Origin of the sequence: Agrobacterium rosae (genome assembly GCF_002915175.1) — a bacterium.
Lineage (GTDB): Bacteria > Pseudomonadota > Alphaproteobacteria > Rhizobiales > Rhizobiaceae > Agrobacterium > Agrobacterium rosae.
Genome location: NZ_NXEJ01000002.1, coordinates 389,878 through 411,025 on the forward strand (window position 1 = coordinate 389,878; position 21,148 = coordinate 411,025).

The following is a 21,148-nucleotide window of genomic DNA, read 5'->3' on the forward strand; positions in this document are numbered from 1 at the left end:
TCTCACAGTATGGTTCTACGAACGGGTGCAGTTTCTGCGCCCGTTTTGCTATGCGTCGTGCAGAATGTGGGCAGCTTTGACAGCGGCAGAAGCACGATTTTCAACGCCCAACTTGACGTAAATCTGCTCCAGATGCTTGTTCACCGTGCGAGCGGATAGACCGAGAATATCGCCGATATCGCGGTTTGACTTTCCTTTGGCAATCCACAGCAACACTTCGGATTCACGGATGGTCAGCGAAAAATGCTGGCGCAACATGGCATCGGCGGATTTATCGCTGGCAGCCGTCAGCCGAAACAGATGCTCGTCCGGCCCCATGGCACCCAGGAATGTCAGCTGCAACGTGGCGCGGTCCGCCTGTTGAATGGTCAGCGGTGCGTCCCGAAGTGCGTCGTTTCCGCGATTGGCCAGCCAGCCCGCGATGTGTTGCGTTACGATCTCGAGCCCGTCATCGCGACCCGTTGCGGCGTTGACCAGCCGTGTCGCCTGCGGGGTTGACCAGTGGATGGCACCATTGGCGCGCACCGCCAGCAGGTGACGGCCAGCGGCATCTAGTGCCACGCGCGCGCTCTGTGCGGAACGGGCATTGGACAGGTGAACGCGGATGCGAGCGCGCAACTCATCGATATTGATCGGCTTGGTCAGATAATCGACGCCGCCGGATTCGAGCGCGCGTACGACATGCTCCGTCTCGGTCAGCCCCGTCATGAAGATGACCGGCACCTGCGTTACCGCCGCGTTGGATTTCAGCCGCGTGCAGGTTTCGAAACCATCCATGGATGGCATGACGGCATCCAGCAGGATGATATCGGGTGTAATGCGTTCGGCGATGTTGAGAGCAGACTGCCCCGAGGTGGCGATCAGCACGGAAAAGCCGGATTGCTCCAACGCATCGGTCAGGAAGCCCAGTGCGTCCGGGCTGTCATCCACCAGAAGAACGATATCCTTCGCTGGCGCGGCAGGCTGTAAGCTCATGGCTGACGCTCCTTGGATGGTGGGTTTTCAAAACGGCGGAGAAAAGCGGCATAACCTGCCATGTCGAAGGCCTGTACGTAACTTGTCAGTTCTTCGGTGAAGGCGATATTTTCAGATGTGCGGGCGAGATCGGCAAGCTTTGCCTCAATGCCTCTGATATAGCCGATTTCACCCAGCTGCTGCAAATCCTTGATATGCGATGGCCCCGGTGTGATGATTTCGGCCCTGGCGGGTTTGGGTGGGGTAGGGGCATCCGTCTCATAAACCCATGTCAGACCCAGATGAACGGCGAGCTTATCGCACAGGCGGCGAATGTCGACGGGCTTGGCAATCGTGTCGTTGTGATTATCATCACCCGCACCAGCAATCGACCCGTCACCAATATTGGCCGAGAGCATGATGAGCGGTGCCGTCTGGCCTGCCTCGCGCAGTCTCGTTACCAGTTGCCAGCCGCTCATGCCGGGCATGGAAATGTCGATCAGAAATAGGTCGGGTTGGACGCCTTCGATGAGCGTCAGACAATCCGGGCCGCTCTGCGCCGTCAGCACGACGAAATCGAGAGGGCCGAGCACCTCGCGCATCAATTCGCGATGATCCTCATTATCGTCAACCACGACGATGGTGCGGCGTGGGCCGGAATAGGAGACGATGGTTTTTTCCGGTGCAGGCGCGGTGCTGGGGCGATCCACCGCCGACAGCATCAGCCGCACCTTGAATGTCGAGCCCTTGTCCTTCTCGCTGACGACGGAGATTTCACCGCCCAACGTGTTGGTCAAAAGCTGGGTGATGGTAAGCCCGAGGCCAAGGCCCGGCATGGGGCGAATGCTCTCGGCTTCGCCACGCTGAAACGGTTCGTAGATGCGGCTCAAATCCTTTTCGGCAATGCCGCGTCCCGTATCTGAAATGGTGAAGGTCGCGACCTGGCTGCGATAGGCGACATCGAAATTGACGGTGCCAGCATCCGTGAATTTGATGGCGTTTGATAGAAGATTGACGAGGATCTGGCGCAGGCGCTTTTCGTCGGTACGGACATATTGCGGCAAGGCGCGGGTGCGCTCATGCAACAATTCCAGCCCCTTTGCCTGCGCCTGTGGACGGAAAAGATCGATGATCTGGTCGAGGAAGTCCTGAATGTTGATTTCGTTGGAATAAACCTGCAAGCGGCCCGCTTCGATCTTTGAAATATCCAGCAGGCCATCGATCAGTCCCGACAGGTGGTCGGCGGAGCGGCGAATGACCTTGATGGCGGATTGGCGCGGCTGCGGGATCGTTTCGTCGCGCTCGAGGATTTGCGCATAGCCGAGAACGGCATTCAGCGGCGTGCGCAATTCGTGGCTGAGGCCGACGACGTAACGGCTTTTCGCGCGGTTGGCAGCTTCCGCTGTGTCCTTGGCGTTCTGAAGTGCGGCGTCCGTCTTTTTATGAGCGGCAATTTCCTTAAGCAGCAGCGTGTTCTGTCGCGACGATTCCTCCTCGGCCACGACGCGGCTGTCATGGGCGAGCACCAGAAACCAGCAGACGATACCGGCGATGACGGCGAAGACGAAGAAGACGGCAAGGATGGTGCGATTGACCACATCCACTGTCGCGGGGGAGGCGGTGCCGACCTGATGGGCGATCAGTGCCAGCGTTGCGCCCAAGACGATGATGGCCAGCGCCGCCGACATGGCGTAGCGTCCCAGCCTAGTGGCGAGCCGGGCCACCAGATCATTCGGCAAGAACGTGCGCGCGACGGTGGCGACCTGATAATTCAGCTTGGCCTTTGGCTTGCACATATCGTGGCATCGGCTGTCCAGCGAGCAGCAGAGCGAACAGATCGGCGCAGCATAGGCCGGGCACCACGCCATGTCTTCCGGCTCGAACGGATGTTCGCAGATGGAGCAGGTGATGCTGCTTTCATGCTTCCACTTCTGTCGTGGTTTGCGTGCCAGATAGAACTTGCCCTTCGTGCCCCAGGCGAGCAGTGGCGACACGGTGAAGGCGATAACCAATGTGAGGTAAGGCGCAAGCGATGCAGCAAGGCTGCCGAACAGGCCGAAATGAGCTGTCAGCGCAACCGTCGCCGACAGCGCCATGGTGCCGACGCCGACGGGGTTGATATCGTAGAGATGCGCGCGTTTGAATTCTATGCCCGGCGGCGCAAGGCCGAGTGGTTTGTTGATGAAAAGGTCAGCTGAGATGGTGCACAGCCACGCCATGGCGATGATGGAGAAGATGCCGAGCGTTTCTTCCAGCAGCCGGTATATGCCGAGTTCCATCAACAGCAGCGCGATCAGCACGTTGAAGACGAGCCAGACGACGCGGCCGGGGTGGCTGTGGGTGAGGCGTGAGAAGAAATTCGACCATGCCAGCGATCCGGCATAGGCGTTCATGACGTTGATCTTCAACTGTGAGACCACCACGAAGGCGACCATCAGCAACAGTGCTGCATTCTGGTTCGGGATCATATAGCCGAAGGCGGTGAGATACATTTGCGAGGGGTCGGCGGCGCGGTCTACGGGAACGCTGGAGCTGAAGGTCAGCACCACGAGGAAGGAGCCTGCCAGAAGTTTCGGTACGCCGACCAGAACCCAGCCGGCCCCGGCGAGAAACACGGCAAAGCGATGCCGTAGCTTCAGCTTGCCCTCGGCGGGCAGGAAGCGCAGGAAATCCACCTGCTCCCCGATCTGCGACATCAGCGCCAGAATGACGGCAGAGGCAGCGCCGAACTCGATCAGATTGAAATCGGCCGTCGTTCCGGGCCGGCCTGAAGCGTGATGGATCCCGGCAAAGGCCCGCCACAGGTCGAATTTCTCCCAGTCCAGAAACGCGATGAAGATGAAGGGCAGGACGTTGAGAACGATCCAGAATGGCTGGGTGATGATCTGAAAGCGGCTGATGAGCCGCACACCGTGGGTGACGAGCGGAATGACCATGATGGCCGAGATGATGTAGCCAATCCATAGGGGTATGCCGAGCGCCAGTTCCAGCGCGCCGGACATGATCGATGCCTCGATGGCAAACAGCATGAAGGTGAAGGCGGCGTAGATCAGCGAGGTGATGGTGGAGCCGATATAGCCGAAGCTTGCGCCACGGGTCAGAAGATCGATATCGACTCCGTAGCGAATGGCATAGCGGCTGATTGGCACGCCCACGGCCAGCATGACGGAGGCAGCGACGAGAATGGCGAAGAATGCGTTTGTCGTGCCGTAGGAGAGGGTGATCGCGCCGCCGATGGCTTCGAGCGCCAGAAAGGAAATTGCGCCGATGGCGGTGTGAGAGATACGGCTGGAGGAGAATTGTCGGGCGCTTTTGGCGGTAAAGCGCAGCGCATAATCTTCCAGCGTCTGGTTGGCGACCCAGCGGTTATATTCGCGCCTGACGGGGATGATGCGTTGCCGTGCGGCCATGCCTAAAAACCAGCGCCTTTTCCGGGGTGATGCTCAATTGTGCACATTCGGGCTAACGGTCTTGGTTTGCAAGAGAAATACGGTTTCAACGGTCTTAAAGGCGGACCGACATGCCGCCATCCACAGTCAAGACGTGGCCATTGACGAAAGAGGCGGCGTCACTGGCCAGAAACAGGGCCGCACCGGCAATTTCATCCGGTTTTCCCCAGCGCTCCAGGGGTACACGCAGCTTGGCGAAAGCCAGCATATCCGGGTCTTCCGCAAGGGCGGCATTGGTTTCCGTGGCGAACATGCCGGGTGCGATGGCATTGCTGGTAATGCCGCGCGCGCCATATTCCACAGCGATGCTGCGCATCAATCCGGTCAGACCCTGCTTGGCGACGGGGTAGATCGCATCGCCTGGCCTCACAACATGGCCGAGAATAGAGGTGATGGTGATGATACGCCCGTAGCCGTTTGCGTTCATGGCTTCGGCTGCATCCCGCGAAAGGCAAATGGAGGAGGTGAGGTCGGTGCGGATGAGATCCAGCACGTCATCGTCTTGGAAGTCACAGAGTGGGCGGCGGTCTCGTGCGCCGACATTGTTGACGAGAATATCGAGGTGCCCGGCCTCTTTCATGATGTGGCGAACGAGGTCGCTGCCAGCGGCAGTGTCGGCAATATCGAAGGCGGCATAATCCGCTTTCCCGCCGGCTTTACGAAGGTTGTCGACTGATTTTTCCAGCGTTTCGGCATTGCGCCCGGTCAGCCAGACATGGGCTCCTGCCTCCGTAAAGGCCTTGGCAATTTCAAAGCCGAGGCCCCGCCCGCTGCCGGTAATGATGGCCGTGCGGTTTTCCAACGAAAATTTTTGGAGAATGCCCATCGCTCACCGTCCCGATTAAATGGTTACGTCAGCGCAGAGAATAGGCCGCGTACGAGGGAGGGAAAGGTCAACTGAGCGACCAGCCGTTCGCATTTGCAAACTCTGGACAGAAAAATGGCGTCACCCGGAACGAGCGACGCCATCTTCTGATTTATCAGGCAGCAGCAGACTTTGCGAGCGGCACTTCAGCAATCGTCTGGAGGACGACGGAAGCGATCTGGTATGGGCAGCCCTGGCTGTTCGGACGACGGTCTTCAAGGTAACCCTTGTAGCCGTTGTTGACGAAGGAATGCGGAACGCGGATCGACGCACCACGGTCAGCGATGCCGTAGGAGAACTTGTTCCATGGCGCTGTTTCGTGCTTGCCGGTCAGGCGCAGATGGTTGTCTGGGCCGTAAACGTCGATGTGCTCTTTCCAGTTCTTTTCGAAAGCAGCCATGAGCGCTTCGAAATATTCCTTGCCGCCAACTTCACGCATGAACTTGGTGGAGAAGTTGCAGTGCATGCCAGAACCGTTCCAGTCGGTATCGCCGAGTGGCTTGCAGTGGAATTCGACGTCGATGCCATACTTTTCGCAAAGGCGAAGAAGCAGGTAACGCGCGATCCAGATCTGGTCGGCAGCGCTCTTGGAGCCCTTGCCGAATACCTGGAATTCCCACTGGCCCTTGGCCACTTCGGCGTTGATGCCTTCGTGGTTGATGCCGGCTTCGAGGCAGAGATCGAGGTGCTCTTCAACGATTTCACGAGCGATGGAGCCGACGTTCTTGTAGCCGACGCCTGTATAGTATGGGCCCTGTGGAGCTGGGTAACCCTGCTCAGGGAAGCCGAGCGGACGGCCGTCTTCGTAGAAGAAGTATTCCTGCTCGAAGCCGAACCATGCGCCTTCGTCGTCAAGGATCGTCGCGCGGCTGTTGGAAGCGTGCGGTGTTACGCCATCCGGCATCATGACTTCGCACATGACGAGTGCGCCGTTGGTGCGGGCTGGGTCTGGATAAATGGCGACGGGCTTCAGAACGCAATCCGAGCTATGGCCTTCGGCCTGCATCGTGGAGGAGCCATCGAAGCCCCAGAGCGGAAGCTGCTCGAGTGTCGGGAATTCGTCGAATTCCTTGATCTGCGTCTTGCCGCGCAGGTTTGCTACCGGCTTGTAACCATCCAGCCAGATGTACTCGAGTTTGAACTTAGTCATTACGAACCTCTCATAGGTTAAGATGCGAAGCCTTGATATCCTTCTGCGGGTAAAACCGTTTTCTCAACCGTTCCCGCTTTCAAGTGCTGTCCTTACAGAAGCATGCGCCGTGCCAGTTTCGCGATTGAGATAAGGTCATCTTCATTTTTTTGCACTAAAGTGATTCTCGAGAGCAAAAAATGCGTGGAAAGCCCAGCGTTGCGAATTTGAAAAATCGTGCAATTTCCGATGCTTTTGCAGGGGCAGACGCTATTTTTGGTCAAAAATGATGCCGTTTTGGTGTGTGAGCTCAATTTTCCCGCAAAAACTCTGCGGTTTGGGTCGATATCTGCATAAAGACTGTTCTTTAGATCAAACTGATTATGTGTCGCCTATTTTTTAGGCTTATTGATATTTTTTTAATCAGATGGGGTGCTTTTCAGCTTTTTTGAGAGTATATTCCAAGTGAAGCAACAATGCCGGGTATTCAACGAAAGAGTGAATGTCATGAGAAGCGAACCGCATATGGAAAGCGCAACCATCTACCAGTTTCCCGTCGGCGGCCGTTCAGGCTTTAAGGGACTGCGCAACGATGCCATTTTGAACGGTCCTTCGGTCACAGCGCCGAAGACGCATATCGATTTCGATAGCTGGTATCATCAGGAAGCGATCCTCGAAAATTCTGATACTGACAAGCCGCACAATTGAGCGCTTGATCTCCAGCATGTCTCGGCGCAATCAGATCCGCGCCGGGAAGAATGGGCGAGCGTTCCGGTTTCGCCACCCCACCTACGTCAATTGACGTATACGGTTTTGCAGATGCGAGACCGATAGTCCCCTCCAGCAGCGGTAAAATAACCGCTGAGCCCACAGAGGCTGAACAGGAGAGGGGTCCTTCCGATGACTTTCAAGAAGATGCTGACCGGCGCTTTGCTCGGTGCCATTTTATCCACCACCGCATTCCACGGTGCTTTTGCCGCTGACGATACGATCAAGATCGGCGTTCTGCATTCGCTTTCCGGCACTATGGCGATTTCCGAAACGACATTGAAAGATGCCATGTTGATGCTCATCGATGAGCAGAACAAGAAAGGTGGCGTTCTCGGCAAGAAGCTCGAAGCCGTCGTGGTCGATCCGGCCTCCGACTGGCCGCTTTTTGCTGAAAAAGCCCGTCAGCTGATTAGCCAGGATAAGGTCGCTGCCGTTTTCGGTTGCTGGACCTCGTCTTCACGCAAATCCGTTCTGCCGGTTTTTGAGGAGCTGAACTCCATCCTCTTCTACCCCGTGCAATATGAGGGTGAAGAATCCTCGCGCAACATTTTCTACACCGGTGCTGCTCCCAACCAGCAGGCCATTCCAGCGGTGGATTACCTAGCAAGCACCGAAGGCGTGGAGCGCTGGGTTCTGGCTGGCACCGACTATGTCTACCCACAGACGACCAACAAGATCCTCAAGGCCTATCTGGAATCTAAGGGCGTGAAGCCGGAAGACATCATGGTCAACTACACGCCATTCGGCCACTCCGATTGGCAGACCATCGTCTCCGACATCAAGAAGTTCGGCTCTGCCGGCAAGAAGACCGCCGTCGTTTCCACCATCAATGGTGATGCCAACGTGCCATTCTACAAGGAACTGGCAAACCAGGGCGTGAAGGCTGAAGACATTCCAGTTGTCGCCTTCTCCGTGGGTGAAGAAGAGCTCGCCGGTCTCGATACCGGCCCGCTGGTCGGCCACCTTGCCGCCTGGAACTACTTCCAGTCCGTTGACAGCCCTGTGAATGCCGAGTTCATCAAGGAATGGCACGCCTTTACGAAAAACGACAAGCGCGTGACCAATGACCCGATGGAAGCCGCCTATATCGGCTTCAATGCATGGGTTAAGGCTGTTGAAGCCGCTGGCACGACAGAAACCGACAAGGTGCTGGACTCGATCATCGGCGTTTCGGTTCCAAACCTATCCGGCGGTTACGCCACCGTCATGCCGAACCACCACATCACCAAGCCGGTGCTGATCGGCGAAATCCAGTCGGACGGCCAGTTCGAAATTGTGCAGCAGACGGCGCAGGTCGTGGGTGACGAGTGGTCGGATTATTTGCCGGACTCGAAAGACCTGATCTCCGATTGGCGCAAGCCGATGTCGTGCGGCAACTTCAATGTCGCTACGGGTAAGTGCGGCGGTAAGGGGATGTAATCCTGAGGAGGTTTGAGGCGCACCTTTAAGGAGCGCCTCTTCCCACTCCAACGTCATCCTCGGGCTTGACCCGAGGGTCTGCTGCCGCCGCTCCGCGCTCGTCATTGGCGAGAGAGTGCAGTCAACGTGGTTAGATCCTCGGGTCAAGCCCTAGGATGACGTCGACAGGGTGGATCGCTTGGAGGTCACATATCGCCTTCAACTCTGGCTCGCCGCTTACGTCCAGTCGATCTCCCTACTTGTGGGGGAGATGCCCGGCAAGGCAGGGGGGGTGAGCCACACCCGCGACGCTCAAACACCCGCACTGAAGCATTGTTGCAATGAGGAGCTGACATGACGATCCGATTTCTTCTTCGAGCCATGTTTCTATGGCTGACGCTTGGGATCGCCGCTCCGTCCTTTGCCCAGCAGAGTGACCCCAAAGCGCTGATCGATGCGCTCGGTACCGCAGATTTCAAGCAGGCCGAAACCCTCACCGGGCAGATTGCCGCAACCGGAGACCCACGTGTTGTACCCGCGCTGGAAGCTTATGCTGAGGGTGATCTCTACGTCCGCAAGGCCGACAATCTGGTTTTCATGGCCAAAGCCGCTGGGGCCAATTTCACGCTGATCGATCCTTTGACGGGTGCCAGTGCCGGCGAGGTGTCAAAGGCTGCCGTGACCAAGATCAGGGTCAACAACAATCTTCGCCGGGTCATTCGCGCAGCCCTTGGTGGCTTGACGCTGCTCAGCCCTGACAAATCCGTTCGCCTTTCTGCCGCCGATGCCGTTTTGAAAGCGCCGAGTGCCGAAAACCTGCAATTGCTCGAGGCGGCTCTTGCCAAGGAAACGGACGCGCAGGTGCGCACCCGCATGGAAGAAGCGCGTGCCGTTTCGTTGCTGGCCTCCGATCGTTCCATCGACGAAAAGCGCGCCGCCATCGAGACCATCAAGAGCCTGGGTGGGCGTGGTGCCATTAGCATTCTAATGGCGGCTGCGCCTGTTACCGATGCCAGCCTGAAACCCGATGTCGATGCCGCGATCTCCCACATTGAAAGCACTTTAGCGCTTTGGGATGCCGCGCAGAACATCTGGTATGGCCTGTCGCTGGGTTCCGTACTGCTGCTGGCGGCCATCGGCCTTGCCATTACCTTCGGCGTTATGGGCATCATCAACATGGCGCATGGCGAAATGGTGATGATCGGGGCTTATTCCACTTTCATGGTGCAGGAGGTGATCCGCAACAATTACCCTGTGATGTTCGACTGGTCGCTGACCATTGCGCTGCCGGTGGCGTTTCTGGTCACGGGTGCTGTCGGCTTGGTGATGGAACGCGGCGTCATCCGCTTTCTCTATGGCCGTCCGCTGGAAACACTGTTGGCAACATGGGGCATCTCGCTTATTCTCCAGCAGGGCGTGCGCTCAATCTTTGGCCCGACCAACCGTGAGGTCGGAAATCCCAGCTGGATGTCTGGTTCTTTCAGCGTCGGTTACCTAAACTTCACCTGGAACCGTGTCTGGATCGTCTGCTTCTCGCTGTCGGTGTTTTTCGCGCTGCTTCTGCTCCTGAAACGCTCTGCTTTCGGCCTGCAAATGCGCGCCGTGACGCAGAACCGGCGCATGGCATCGTCCATGGGTATTCGCACGCCGTGGGTGGATGCTTTCACCTTCGCACTGGGGTCCGGTGTAGCCGGTTTGGCTGGGGTGGCGCTTTCGCAGATCGACAATGTCTCGCCCAATCTCGGCCAGTCCTACATCATCGATAGCTTCATGGTGGTGGTGTTCGGTGGCGTCGGCAATCTCTGGGGCACCTTTGTCGGTGCGCTGACACTCGGTGTGCTCAACAAGTTCCTTGAACCCACCGTTGGCGCGGTTCTCGGCAAAATTCTCGTCCTCGTCCTCATCATCCTGTTCATCCAGAAGCGGCCACGCGGTCTCTTCGCACTCAAGGGAAGGGCGATCGAAGCATGATTACCGGCTTCCTCCTTCGCGCGCTCGACCGCCGCATCTCCATCGCCATCGGCATCATTCTGGCCATCGCACTGCTCGTGCCCGCGTCCAATTTGCTGCTTCCCGCAGACAGCGCTTTCCGCATTCCGACCTACATCATGTCGATGCTGGGCAAGTATCTGTCCTATGCCATTCTGGCGCTGGCGCTTGATCTGGTGTGGGGATATTGCGGCATTCTTTCGCTCGGCCATGCCGCCTTCTTCGCGCTCGGTGGTTATGCCATGGGCATGTATCTGATGCGGCAGATCGGCACGCGCGGAACCTACGGCCATCCCATTCTGCCTGACTTCATGGTGTTTCTGAACTGGAAGGAACTGCCGTGGTTCTGGCATGGGTTCGACATGTTCTGGTTTGCCATGCTGATGGTGCTGGTCGTGCCCGGTCTGCTTGCCTTTGTGTTCGGCTGGCTCGCTTTTCGCTCCCGCGTCAACGGCGTTTATCTCTCCATCATCACCCAGGCTATGACCTATGCGCTGTTGCTCGCCTTTTTCCGCAATGACATGGGCTTCGGCGGTAATAACGGCCTGACGGATTTTAAGGATATTCTCGGCTTTTCCGTGCAGGCGGATGGTACGCGCGCAGTTCTGTTTGCGATGACGGCCATCATGCTGGCTGTATGCCTGCTGATCGCGTCTGGCATCGTCAATTCCAAATTCGGCAAGGTGCTGGTGGGTGTGCGGGATGCGGAAAGCCGTGTTCGCTTCCTGGGTTTCCGGGTGGAAAACATCAAGCTCTTCACCTTCGTCGTCTCGGCCATGATGGCAGGCATTGCCGGCGCATTGTTCGTGCCGCAGGTGGGCATCATCAACCCCGGTGAATTTTCGCCTGCCAACTCCATCGAAGTCGTGGTGTGGACGGCAGTCGGCGGGCGCGGAACTTTGATCGGGCCGATCCTCGGCGCGATCCTGGTCAATGGCGGCAAGAGCTATTTCACCGGCGCGTTTCCCGAGTTCTGGCTGTTTGCGCTGGGCGGGCTGTTCATTGCGGTGACGCTGTTTTTTCCCAAGGGCATTGTCGGCACCGTGCAGCACTATATGGCAGGACGGCGTGAAAAGCGGCAGGTGGCGTCTGCTGACGCTGCCAAGACGGCGCAACAGGCAGCGGAGTAACGGCTATGAACACGGTTTCTGAAAACAGAACGAAAAGCCTGCTCTATCTGGACGGCGTGTCTGTCTCCTTTGATGGTTTCAAGGCGCTCAATTCGCTGTCTTTCGTGGTCGAGCCGGGTGAGCTGCGCGCCATCATCGGCCCCAATGGTGCCGGCAAGACGACGATGATGGACATCATCACCGGCAAGACGCGGCCCAACAGCGGCACGGTGCTGTTTGAAGACAGCATCGACCTCACCAAAAAGGACGAGGCGGATATCGCCCAGCTCGGCATCGGCCGGAAATTCCAGAAGCCGACGGTGTTTGAGAGCCACACCGTGTGGGACAACCTGGAACTGGCGCTGAACCGCAAACGTGGGGTCTTTGCCACGCTCTTCTATCAGCTGACGAAGGACGACAAGGCGCGCATCGAGGAAATCCTCGCCACCGTACGCCTCGGTCATCGCCGCGATGCACTCGCGGCCAATCTTTCGCATGGTCAAAAGCAATGGCTTGAGATCGGCATGCTGCTGGCGCAGGAGCCAAAGCTGCTTCTGGTCGATGAGCCCGTGGCTGGCATGACGGATGCAGAAACGGCGGAGACGGCAGTGCTGCTCAAGGAAATCGCCAAGACCCGCTCCGTAGTGGTGGTCGAACACGACATGGGCTTCATTCGTGATCTCGGCGTCAAGGTGACATGTCTGGCCGAGGGATCGGTGCTCGCCGAGGGGTCGATCGATTTCGTGTCGAACGACCCAAAGGTCATCGAGAATTATTTGGGGCGATGATGGGAAACGCAGTGGTCTTGGTGCCCCCATCTGCCCTGCCGGGCATCTCCCCCACAGGTGGGGAGATCGGCAAGACGATGGCGCGACATATTATCTGCGACGTTCAAGATGGACGAGAGGCTGCCACTTGCCAATCTCCCCACCTGTGGGGGAGATGCCCGGCAGGGCAGAGGGGGGTGAGCCACACCCATGATACCACAATGGGAGCGACATCATGCTAAGCGTTGACAACATCAATCTCCATTACGGAGCAGCGCAGGCTTTGCGCGGCATTTCGTTGAACGCGGAAATGGGCAAGATCACCTGTGTGCTGGGTCGCAACGGTGTCGGTAAAAGCTCTTTGTTGCGGGCCGTGACCGGCCAGCACGCAACAAGTGGCGGAACGATCAGCTTCGGCGGCGAAAGTCTCAATGGCCTTGCGCCTTACCAACGCGCAAAGCGTGGTGTTGGCTATGTGCCGCAGGGGCGGGAAATCTTTCCGCTTTTGACCGTGCAGGAAAACCTGGAATCGGGCTATGCGCCGTTGCCGCGCAAGGAACGTTTCATTCCCGATGATATCTTCAGCCTGTTTCCCGTGCTGCAATCCATGTTGTCGCGAAGAGGCGGGGACCTATCCGGCGGGCAACAGCAACAGCTGGCCATCGGTCGCGCGCTGGTCACGCGGCCGAAAATTCTCGTGCTGGACGAGCCGACGGAAGGCATTCAGCCTTCGATTATCAAGGATATCGGCCGGGCGATCAAATATTTGCGGGATTCGACGGGCATGGCGATCCTACTGGTCGAACAATATCTGGATTTCTGCCGCGAGCTTGCAGATTACGTCTACATCATGGATCGCGGTGAGATCGTTCACCAGGGTCTGGCCGAAACGCTGGATACGCCGGAGGCACGACGGCACCTGACGGTGTGAAATGCGGCGCTTTCGCGATCACGAACAGATAAAATCCAAACAATATTGTGACCGCTATTGCATCCTTGCATAGCATTCATGCGCAGTTTAAGCGTTTCCTTGAGTATAGAGTTGTGTTATTTCCGCAAAAAAATGCAGCGTGCGAGACACAGTGGTCCAACATACGCATGCCGCGCTCCGTCAAACCCTTACATTCCACGCATTTTCCGGCATAGTGTCGGGAACCTGTGCCAATAAAGGCGTGCTGATGACATCAACGACTGCTTCCAGCCGGTTCGTTCGGGCTGCCCGCCCGCTCCGAGTTTTTCTCGCGAGCTTTGCTATTCTTACAAGCATGAGTGCAGCCGCGCTGGCATCAACCTGCGGGCAGACAATGGAACCGGGCCGTCACGCGTTTTCGCTGACGTCTGAAGGTTCACAACGCACCGGCGTATATTTTGTTCCGTCTTCTTATGATGGACAGAAGAAATTGCCTGTCGTCTTTGATTTTCATGGCAGCAACAGCAATCCCAACGGACAGATGGACCGCAGTGGCTGGGACAAACTGGCCGAGCGTCAAGGGGTCGTCGTTGTTGCGCTTCAGGGTAGCCTCGATGGTGATCTTCCCGGCACCCATGCCTGGAACGTGCCGGGCGTGACCACGCGCAAGGGCGGGCTCGACGAGCCCGGTTTTATTCGCGATGCCATCACCATGGTAAAATCCAAGTTCTGCGTTGATGAAGAGCGCTTTTTTGGCTCCGGTTATTCCGGCGGCGGGCGCATGCTGTCGCAGTTCATTTGCAGCGGCAACCGAGATTTTACGGCTGCCGGTTTCGTAGCCTCGCTGCGCGCAGGCTATCCCGTTGAAAATTCTGGCAAGTGGGCACCTGATACGGCAAGCTGCGCACCGGCAAAGCCGATGTCGATCATTGCTTTCGCAGGCTTGAAGGACCCGGCCAACCCCTATCAGGGCGGTGGTAAGGCCTATTGGCAGTATAGCGGCGAGACAGCGTTGAAGCGCTGGGCCGAAATGGACGGCTGCAAGGGCGGTGCCAAAAGCAAGGCTACGGACAGCTTCACCTTCAATTCCTACGATGTGTGCAAGAGCGGCGCGCGTATCCACTCCTACGTCATCGATGCCTGGGACCACGCATGGCCACGCGCCACGATGAAGGCCGAGGTCATCGCCTCTGCCGCAGCCGTGATGCGCAAACCAGCCAGCGATGTTGCTGGAAAGGTTCAGCCTGCCGTCGATCGCAAAACGTCCACAGGTGATACGGTACGCCAGATTGATGCGGCGGAAAGAATGTGGGATTTCTTCCAGAATACGGAAGGGCAGATGGTTGTCGATGCAACGTCAAAGGCAGATTGCTCTGTGAAAGCGGTTTCCGCATCCGCGAATGCATCGGAGACGACGTGCAGCCAGACCAGCAAAGTATCCAGCAACCCCGTCCGCAACGTGCCCGTGGCCGAGGACGCATTGTAACAAAAGCGCTGAATGGGCGCAGCCGTCTGGACGAGTTGTTTCAGGAAGGCTGCGCCAAGATCAGACTGCCGGATACATTCTCCAATGAAATGGAAGCGATCCTCATCAATTCCTCCGGTGGATTGACCGGAGGCGATGAGCTTGAATGGCAGGCGGTTGCTGGTGCCGGCACGTCGCTGGTGGTGACGACGCAGGCTTGTGAAAAAGTTTATAAGGCAGCCGCTGGCACGGCGACCGTTACCGCCCGCGTTTCGGTTGGCCCCGGCGCGAAACTGCACTGGCTACCCCAGGAAACCATTCTCTTCGACCGTGCCTCGCTGACACGCAGGCTGGAGGCGGATATAGATGCCTCTGCGGAGTTCATTGCTGTCGAAGCCGTTCTCCTCGGACGCCAGGCGATGGGTGAGGCGATGAAGGAGGGCCTGTTTCGGGATCGATGGCGCATTCGCCACGGCGGCAAGCTCATCCATGCCGAAGAGCTTCGTCTTGATGGGGATATCTCTGATCTGACGAAAGCTGCCCCTGTTCTCTCGGGTCAGGTGGCTTTCGCGACCCTCCTTTATATCGGTCCTTTAGCTGAGGCCCTTCTTCCCAAGCTTCGAGACATTCTTGGTGCCGCTGGCGGTGCCAGTGAGTGGCAGGGAAAGCTCGTCGTTCGACTTTCCGCGCCAGATGGCTTCACATTGAGAAAAATGCTGTTTCCCATCATTTCGCTCTTGCGAAATGGCGCGTCAGTGCCGAAAGTCTGGAATCTCTGACGCACGAACTGAATTGGTGTTCGAGCGTCCTTTATGTGTTCTCAAGAATGCATGGCGCTCTAGAAACGGGACGACGATGAACCTCACCCCCCGAGAAAAAGACAAGCTTCTGATTTCCATGGCCGCGATGGTGGCACGCCGCCGTCTGGAGCGCGGCGTCAAGCTCAATTACCCCGAGGCGATTGCCCTGATTTCCGACTTTGTGGTCGAAGGTGCCCGCGATGGCCGTGCCGTGTCGGAACTGATGGAGGCAGGCGCGCATGTCATCACCCGTGATCAGGTCATGGAGGGCATTGCCGAGATGATCCATGACGTGCAGGTTGAAGCGACGTTTCCCGATGGCACCAAACTGGTGACTGTCCACCAACCCATTCGCTGAGGAGCGCTACAATGGCCCTAGACCTTCGCCCAAACTGCGAATGCTGTGACCGGGACCTGCCGCCGGATAGCCTCGATGCGATGATGTGCTCGTTTGAATGCACCTATTGCCGTGACTGCGCGACGTCCGTTCTGAGCGGGACATGCCCCAATTGCGGCGGTGAGTTGGTGCGGCGTCCGGTGCGCCCTGCTGGAAAGCTGGTGAAAAATCCGGCGTCGACCAAACGGGTTTTGAAGGCTGAAGGCTGCGCACCGGTCAAAGCGGCGTGACGATAAAGGAAAAGATCATGATTCCAGGTGAAGTCATTGCGGCAGAGGGTGAGATCGAGCTCAATGCGGGTCAGCCCACCATAACGATCGAAGTTGCCAATACCGGTGACAGGCCGGTTCAGGTCGGTAGCCATTACCACTTTGCGGAAACCAATGCCGCTCTGGATTTCGAGCGGAACAAGGCGCACGGTATGCGTCTGGATATTCCCGCCGGAACTGCGGTTCGCTTCGAGCCTGGCCAGAAGCGCGAGGTAACATTGGTGCCGCTGTCCGGAAAACGGGAAGTCTATGGTTTTCGTAAACTCGTCATGGGGAGGCTGTGACAATGGCTACAGAACATTATCATGGAAGTTGCCAGTGTGGTGCGGTGAGCTTTGAAGTCGATGCCGATCTGGACAAGACGGTGACGTGCAATTGTTCTCGTTGCAAACGTCTTGGCTCGGTGCTGACTTTTGCGCCGAAAGACAAGTTCACGTTGCTGTCCGGCGACGATCACCTGAAAGAATATCTCTTCAACAAAAAGCAAATTCACCACCTTTTCTGCGGCGATTGCGGCATCGAAAGCTTTGCTTACGCCACCGCGCCGGATGGCAGTGAGGTCGTTGCGGTCAATGCCAATTGTCTCGATGGTGTTGAACCACGCGCGCTGAAATCGCATGCACATGACGGTGCGTCCGCATGATCGATAGTATCAAGATGCTCCGCTTCTCATGCGGCCTTGCGCTGCTTTGCGGGGCGTTGTCGTCATACGCCGCATTCGTTAATGACGCCCGTGCGCAGGACATGCCGAATTGTGCCGAACCGACGACGCAGAGCGATATGAACAGCTGCGCGGCCCTCGATTATGAGAAGGCCGACAAGGACCTGAACAAGGCCTATCAGCAGGTTCGCAAAAAGATGGTTGATTGGGACAAGAGCGCTGATGATGACAGTAAGGGTGCGGTCGAAGCACTCGTTGCTGCCCAGCGCGCCTGGGTGGAGTTTCGCGATGCCAACTGCGAAGCGTCTGGTTTTCAGGCCCGCGGCGGATCGATGGAACCGATGCTCGTTTCTTCCTGCCTCGCTGACATGAGCACAAAACGCGCCGAAGAACTACGCGAGCTTTCGGAAGGGTTCTGATGGTGGCCAGCGTCGCACATCTATCCCTAGCCAATGGCGGCCTTGCCGGCATCTCTAGTCTATCGCTTTTCTCCGCCTTCCAAGGAGCCTGATTTCCATGCCTTACAAGATTTCCCGCGCCTCCTATGCCAGCATGTTTGGCCCGACAGTCGGTGACAAGGTGCGGCTTGCCGATACCGAGCTTTTCATCGAGATCGAAAAGGACTTCACCATTTATGGCGAAGAGGTGAAATTTGGCGGCGGCAAGGTCATTCGTGATGGCATGGGGCAAAGCCAGGCGACGCGGGCACAAGGCGCTGTCGATACCGTCATCACTAATGTCGTTGTTGTCGATCATAGCGGCGTCTACAAGGCGGATGTCGGCTTGAAGGACGGGCGTATTTTCGCCATCGGCAAAGCGGGCAATCCCGATACGCAGCCGGGCGTCACCATTATCGTTGGCCCCTCGACGGAGGCGATTGCCGGTGAGGGCAAGATTCTCACCGCTGGCGGCATGGATGCGCATATCCACTTCATCTGCCCACAGCAGATCGAGGAAGCCTTGATGAGCGGCGTCACCACCATGCTGGGCGGCGGCTCCGGTCCCGCGCATGGAACGCTGGCGACGACGTGTACCGGCGCATGGCACATCGAGCGCATGATCGAGAGCTTCGATGCGTTTCCGATGAACCTTGCTCTTGCGGGCAAGGGCAATGCCTCGCTGCCGGCACCGCTGGAAGAGATGATCCTGGCTGGGGCCTCCTCGCTGAAACTGCATGAGGACTGGGGAACAACGCCTGCTGCCATCGACAACTGCCTAACGGTTGCCGATCAGTTCGATGTGCAGGTGATGATCCACACAGATACGCTGAATGAAAGCGGCTTCGTGGAAGACACCGTTGCGGCCATCAACGGGCGCACGATCCATGCTTTCCATACCGAAGGGGCAGGCGGTGGGCATGCGCCTGACATCATCAAGATTTGCGGCAACCCCAACGTCATTCCGTCTTCCACAAACCCGACGCGTCCTTACACCATCAATACATTGGCAGAGCATCTGGACATGTTGATGGTCTGCCACCACCTGTCGCCGTCCATCCCTGAGGATATTGCCTTTGCGGAAAGCCGCATTCGCAAGGAAACCATTGCGGCCGAAGATATTCTCCATGATCTGGGTGCGTTTTCGATCATTTCATCAGACAGCCAAGCCATGGGCCGTGTGGGTGAAGTGGCCATCCGCACATGGCAGACGGCGGATAAGATGAAGCGCCAGCGCGGTCGCCTGAAGGAAGAAAAGGGCGAGAACGATAACTTCCGCGTTCGCCGCTACATCGCCAAATACACCATCAACCCGGCTATCGCCCACGGCATCAGCCACGAGATCGGCTCTGTTGAGGTTGGCAAGCGCGCCGATCTCGTACTTTGGAACCCTGCTTTTTTCGGTGTGAAGCCGGAGATGGTGCTGTTGGGCGGCTCTATTGCGGCGGCACCCATGGGTGACCCAAATGCGTCTATCCCCACCCCGCAGCCAATGCACTACCGGCCGATGTTTGCTGCCCATGGCAAGCTGCTGACCAATTCCTCCGTGACTTTCGTGTCGCAGGCGTCGCTTGATGGCGGCATTGTGCAGCGCCTGGGTGTTGCCAAGAAATTGCTGGCGGTACGCAACGTTCGCGGCGGTATTTCAAAGGCATCCATGATCCACAACTCCTTGACGCCGCATATCGAGGTAGACCCGGAAACCTACGAAGTGCGCGCGGATGGGGAGCTTCTGACCTGTGAACCGGCAACGGTTTTGCCGATGGCACAACGCTATTTCCTGTTCTGACGGTTGATCTGACGAACGAGTGTTTCCTCCTGTGCATGACTGCCCTGCATGCGCAGGTTTTTGCTGCACTGCAAACGTTTTTGCGGTATCGCAAAGTCAGTTTTAGACGTGAATTGTTCCCAAGGCTTTTCACACGACACACTCGCACAGGAGAAAACCATGCTCGGTAAAAAAGTGCCTGCCGTTACCTTTCGCACGCGCGTTCGCGACGAGGCCGTTGGCGGCCCAAATCCTTACCGTTGGCAGGATTTGACATCCGATGATTATTTCAAGGGCAAGAAGGTCGTTCTGTTCTCTCTACCCGGCGCTTTCACGCCAACATGCTCGACCTACCAGCTTCCCGATTTTGAAAAGCTGACGCCGGAATTTCGTGCGCTGGACATCGATGAGATCTATTGCCTGTCGGTCAACGATGCTTTCGTCATGAATGCCTGGGCTAAGGGACAAAACCTGGAGAACGTCAAGGTCATTCCAGATGGCTCCGGTGAGTTCACGCGCAAGATGGGAATGCTGGTCGCCAAGGACAATCTCGGCTTCGGCATGCGATCGTGGCGCTACGCTGCCATCGTCAATGATGGCGTGGTTGAACAGTGGTTCGAAGAGGAAGGCCATTCGGACAATTGCGAGAGCGATCCCTACAGCGTTTCTTCGCCGCAGAATATTCTCGAAAATCTCAAGGCCCGCATCGCAGCCTGATTTTTTGTGCGTTATAATATGAAAGCCCGGAAGCAATTCCGGGCTTTTTGATGTGTGGCAATTTGCTTGACGCGGGTGATGTTAATAACTGCGACATCATCTGCTTTGAAAATATATATTAATTGGCGGGCTGCTCACTCCGCTGCCAACCTATGAGATCGCACAATAAGAAGATCGTCATATGCTGTGTTTCAAGGACTTTTAAGCATTGTCTTGTATTACGCAACGGCATGTTAAGCGAGCTGTGACATTGCGAATGCAATCCACAAATATAGCTGTAATAGCTAAATATTTAGGTATTTGATTTACTTCCAGCCAATCTCTGGTCTTTATCGATTATGTCATGCAAGGAAGAGGTGCGATGACTGAACGTTTGAGGGAATTTATTTCGTTAGAAGTGAGTTTGACCGACCTTGGTGAAGGGCAGGACCTTCGCGGGTTCACAACCAAAATGGTGTTCATTTCTATCATTTTGTCTTTGCTCGTCAGCTGTATCGTTATCGCCGTGGCGAACTCTCTCAATCTGCTGCCACTCCCGCTGCTGGAAGCGTTGATGTACAGCGTGGCCATGGCCTGGATCGTCGGCGGTGTCGTTACGGGAATACTCTGTTGGGTCGTTGCGGGTGCAATCCGCAAACTGCACGCGTCACATGCGGAGTTCGAACGTCTGAGCCGGACCGATACTTTGTCGGGCTTGGCCAACCGACGGGCTTTCAATCAATGTTTCGACGAAGTCGAAAGCGATGCATCGCTGGCCATCTTCGATCTGGATCGGTTCAAGGGCATTAACGACAATCATGGTCACGCAGCCGGTGACGTCGTCATCAAAAGGGCTGCTGCTGCAATCGAGGACGTGTTCGGAGAATTTCACTGCGTGGCACGGCTGGGAGGCGAAGAGTTTGCGGTGATCGTTCGTGGTGGAATACGCAAGGATCGCCTCACTCTCATCGAGCTTGCGCGCATTCGCGTGTCTTGCCTGACCATAAATTACAATGGAACACAGCTCCAGACGACGGTTTCCGTCGGCGTTGCGGATATCGATCCGTCCCGTTCCAAGCACGATACATTTGCCGTTGCCGATAAGGCGCTCTATCTCGCCAAGGCATCGGGACGCAATTGCGTTTGCCATGAAGACGAATTGTGTGTTGCGCAGGCGGTTGAAAATCTGAAATCGACGTTGCTGGCGGCATCCTGATTGTGCCTGATCTTGGTGCGCACCGCGTATAAGAGTGCATTGCGTCATCAGCGACTTGCAATCGATCTCGTCATCCTTCAGGTTTCTTAGAGACGTAA

At 56.9% G+C, this 21,148-nt stretch carries 20 protein-coding genes; 16 read left to right on the top strand and 4 right to left on the bottom strand.

Going from position 1 to position 21,148, the window contains the following annotated elements:
- Positions 1–48: 48 nt before the first annotated feature.
- The 4 genes from CPJ18_RS04630 to CPJ18_RS04645 all read right to left on the bottom strand — a co-directional run bounded on the left by CPJ18_RS04630 (position 49) and on the right by CPJ18_RS04645 (position 6,418).
- Positions 49–975, bottom strand: coding sequence for a response regulator (locus CPJ18_RS04630; RefSeq protein WP_103657190.1), 927 nt, complete (start codon positions 973–975; stop codon positions 49–51).
- Positions 972–4,364 carry a hybrid sensor histidine kinase/response regulator gene (locus CPJ18_RS04635; protein WP_103657191.1) on the bottom strand — a complete coding sequence of 1,131 codons (3,393 nt, stop codon included), beginning with the start codon at positions 4,362–4,364 and terminating at the stop codon, positions 972–974. Before CPJ18_RS04635 ends, CPJ18_RS04630 begins: the two co-directional genes overlap by 4 nt.
- 94 nt (positions 4,365–4,458) lie before the next feature.
- On the bottom strand, positions 4,459–5,229 hold the full coding sequence (locus CPJ18_RS04640) for an SDR family oxidoreductase (RefSeq protein ID WP_103657192.1): 771 nt from the start codon (positions 5,227–5,229) through the stop codon (positions 4,459–4,461).
- A 154-nt stretch (positions 5,230–5,383) separates the two neighbouring features.
- A complete protein-coding gene (locus CPJ18_RS04645; protein WP_067644538.1) occupies positions 5,384–6,418 on the bottom strand; it encodes a glutamine synthetase beta-grasp domain-containing protein in 1,035 nt (344 codons plus the stop codon).
- 486 nt (positions 6,419–6,904) lie between these two features.
- Between CPJ18_RS04645 and CPJ18_RS04650 the strand changes: the two genes are divergently transcribed.
- The 16 genes from CPJ18_RS04650 to CPJ18_RS04730 all read left to right on the top strand — a co-directional run bounded on the left by CPJ18_RS04650 (position 6,905) and on the right by CPJ18_RS04730 (position 21,050).
- Entirely contained in the window at positions 6,905–7,105 is a 201-nt protein-coding gene (locus tag CPJ18_RS04650) for a DUF2735 domain-containing protein (RefSeq protein WP_067644541.1), read from the top strand.
- A 192-nt stretch (positions 7,106–7,297) separates the two neighbouring features.
- Positions 7,298–8,587 carry an urea ABC transporter substrate-binding protein gene (urtA, locus tag CPJ18_RS04655; protein ID WP_077117917.1) on the top strand — a complete coding sequence of 430 codons (1,290 nt, stop codon included), beginning with the start codon at positions 7,298–7,300 and terminating at the stop codon, positions 8,585–8,587.
- A 333-nt stretch (positions 8,588–8,920) separates the two neighbouring features.
- The gene (urtB, locus tag CPJ18_RS04660) at positions 8,921–10,537 is read left to right on the top strand and encodes an urea ABC transporter permease subunit UrtB (RefSeq protein ID WP_103657193.1); all 1,617 of its coding nucleotides are present in this window, start codon (positions 8,921–8,923) and stop codon (positions 10,535–10,537) included.
- The gene (gene urtC, locus CPJ18_RS04665; protein ID WP_103657194.1) at positions 10,534–11,685 is read left to right on the top strand and encodes an urea ABC transporter permease subunit UrtC; all 1,152 of its coding nucleotides are present in this window, start codon (positions 10,534–10,536) and stop codon (positions 11,683–11,685) included. Before urtB ends, urtC begins: the two co-directional genes overlap by 4 nt.
- Before the next feature lie 5 nt (positions 11,686–11,690).
- Entirely contained in the window at positions 11,691–12,452 is a 762-nt protein-coding gene (gene urtD, locus CPJ18_RS04670) for an urea ABC transporter ATP-binding protein UrtD (protein WP_077117910.1), read from the top strand.
- Positions 12,453–12,666: 214 nt separating this feature from the next.
- Positions 12,667–13,362, top strand: a complete 696-nt coding sequence (gene urtE / locus CPJ18_RS04680; protein ID WP_103657195.1) for an urea ABC transporter ATP-binding subunit UrtE — start codon at positions 12,667–12,669, stop codon at positions 13,360–13,362.
- Positions 13,363–13,609: 247 nt separating this feature from the next.
- Positions 13,610–14,827: a CE1 family esterase gene (locus tag CPJ18_RS04685; RefSeq protein ID WP_407026431.1), complete on the top strand. Its 1,218-nt coding sequence runs from the start codon at positions 13,610–13,612 to the stop codon at positions 14,825–14,827.
- Entirely contained in the window at positions 14,758–15,585 is an 828-nt protein-coding gene (locus CPJ18_RS04690; protein ID WP_245445321.1) for an urease accessory protein UreD, read from the top strand. Before CPJ18_RS04685 ends, CPJ18_RS04690 begins: the two co-directional genes overlap by 70 nt.
- 76 nt (positions 15,586–15,661) lie before the next feature.
- Positions 15,662–15,964 (top strand): urease subunit gamma, encoded by a 303-nt coding sequence (locus CPJ18_RS04695; RefSeq protein ID WP_077104006.1) that lies wholly within the window; start codon positions 15,662–15,664, stop codon positions 15,962–15,964.
- A gap of 11 nt (positions 15,965–15,975) precedes the next feature.
- Positions 15,976–16,233, top strand: coding sequence for a DUF1272 domain-containing protein (locus CPJ18_RS04700; protein WP_103657197.1), 258 nt, complete (start codon positions 15,976–15,978; stop codon positions 16,231–16,233).
- A gap of 17 nt (positions 16,234–16,250) precedes the next feature.
- On the top strand, positions 16,251–16,556 hold the full coding sequence (locus tag CPJ18_RS04705; RefSeq protein WP_103657373.1) for an urease subunit beta: 306 nt from the start codon (positions 16,251–16,253) through the stop codon (positions 16,554–16,556).
- Between the two features lie 2 nt (positions 16,557–16,558).
- The gene (locus CPJ18_RS04710) at positions 16,559–16,915 is read left to right on the top strand and encodes a GFA family protein (RefSeq protein ID WP_103657198.1); all 357 of its coding nucleotides are present in this window, start codon (positions 16,559–16,561) and stop codon (positions 16,913–16,915) included.
- On the top strand, positions 16,912–17,352 hold the full coding sequence (locus CPJ18_RS04715; protein ID WP_245445323.1) for a lysozyme inhibitor LprI family protein: 441 nt from the start codon (positions 16,912–16,914) through the stop codon (positions 17,350–17,352). The genes CPJ18_RS04710 and CPJ18_RS04715 overlap by 4 nt, the downstream gene beginning before the upstream one ends.
- A gap of 97 nt (positions 17,353–17,449) precedes the next feature.
- Entirely contained in the window at positions 17,450–19,159 is a 1,710-nt protein-coding gene (gene ureC / locus CPJ18_RS04720; protein WP_103657199.1) for an urease subunit alpha, read from the top strand.
- Positions 19,160–19,318: 159 nt separating this feature from the next.
- Entirely contained in the window at positions 19,319–19,855 is a 537-nt protein-coding gene (locus CPJ18_RS04725; RefSeq protein WP_103657200.1) for a peroxiredoxin, read from the top strand.
- Between the two features lie 361 nt (positions 19,856–20,216).
- The gene (locus CPJ18_RS04730; RefSeq protein ID WP_167397832.1) at positions 20,217–21,050 is read left to right on the top strand and encodes a GGDEF domain-containing protein; all 834 of its coding nucleotides are present in this window, start codon (positions 20,217–20,219) and stop codon (positions 21,048–21,050) included.
- Positions 21,051–21,148: the final 98 nt, after the last annotated feature.

Coding starts and splice junctions, on each gene's coding strand:
- CPJ18_RS04630 (WP_103657190.1), bottom strand. CDS start 975: ATGAGCTTACAGCCTGCCGCGCCAGCGAAGGATATCGTTCTTCTGGTG.
- CPJ18_RS04635 (WP_103657191.1), bottom strand. CDS start 4,364: ATGGCCGCACGGCAACGCATCATCCCCGTCAGGCGCGAATATAACCGC.
- CPJ18_RS04640 (WP_103657192.1), bottom strand. CDS start 5,229: ATGGGCATTCTCCAAAAATTTTCGTTGGAAAACCGCACGGCCATCATT.
- CPJ18_RS04645 (WP_067644538.1), bottom strand. CDS start 6,418: ATGACTAAGTTCAAACTCGAGTACATCTGGCTGGATGGTTACAAGCCG.
- CPJ18_RS04650 (WP_067644541.1), top strand. CDS start 6,905: ATGAGAAGCGAACCGCATATGGAAAGCGCAACCATCTACCAGTTTCCC.
- urtA (WP_077117917.1), top strand. CDS start 7,298: ATGACTTTCAAGAAGATGCTGACCGGCGCTTTGCTCGGTGCCATTTTA.
- urtB (WP_103657193.1), top strand. CDS start 8,921: ATGACGATCCGATTTCTTCTTCGAGCCATGTTTCTATGGCTGACGCTT.
- urtC (WP_103657194.1), top strand. CDS start 10,534: ATGATTACCGGCTTCCTCCTTCGCGCGCTCGACCGCCGCATCTCCATC.
- urtD (WP_077117910.1), top strand. CDS start 11,691: ATGAACACGGTTTCTGAAAACAGAACGAAAAGCCTGCTCTATCTGGAC.
- urtE (WP_103657195.1), top strand. CDS start 12,667: ATGCTAAGCGTTGACAACATCAATCTCCATTACGGAGCAGCGCAGGCT.
- CPJ18_RS04685 (WP_407026431.1), top strand. CDS start 13,610: ATGACATCAACGACTGCTTCCAGCCGGTTCGTTCGGGCTGCCCGCCCG.
- CPJ18_RS04695 (WP_077104006.1), top strand. CDS start 15,662: ATGAACCTCACCCCCCGAGAAAAAGACAAGCTTCTGATTTCCATGGCC.
- CPJ18_RS04700 (WP_103657197.1), top strand. CDS start 15,976: ATGGCCCTAGACCTTCGCCCAAACTGCGAATGCTGTGACCGGGACCTG.
- CPJ18_RS04705 (WP_103657373.1), top strand. CDS start 16,251: ATGATTCCAGGTGAAGTCATTGCGGCAGAGGGTGAGATCGAGCTCAAT.
- CPJ18_RS04710 (WP_103657198.1), top strand. CDS start 16,559: ATGGCTACAGAACATTATCATGGAAGTTGCCAGTGTGGTGCGGTGAGC.
- CPJ18_RS04715 (WP_245445323.1), top strand. CDS start 16,912: ATGATCGATAGTATCAAGATGCTCCGCTTCTCATGCGGCCTTGCGCTG.
- ureC (WP_103657199.1), top strand. CDS start 17,450: ATGCCTTACAAGATTTCCCGCGCCTCCTATGCCAGCATGTTTGGCCCG.
- CPJ18_RS04725 (WP_103657200.1), top strand. CDS start 19,319: ATGCTCGGTAAAAAAGTGCCTGCCGTTACCTTTCGCACGCGCGTTCGC.
- CPJ18_RS04730 (WP_167397832.1), top strand. CDS start 20,217: ATGACTGAACGTTTGAGGGAATTTATTTCGTTAGAAGTGAGTTTGACC.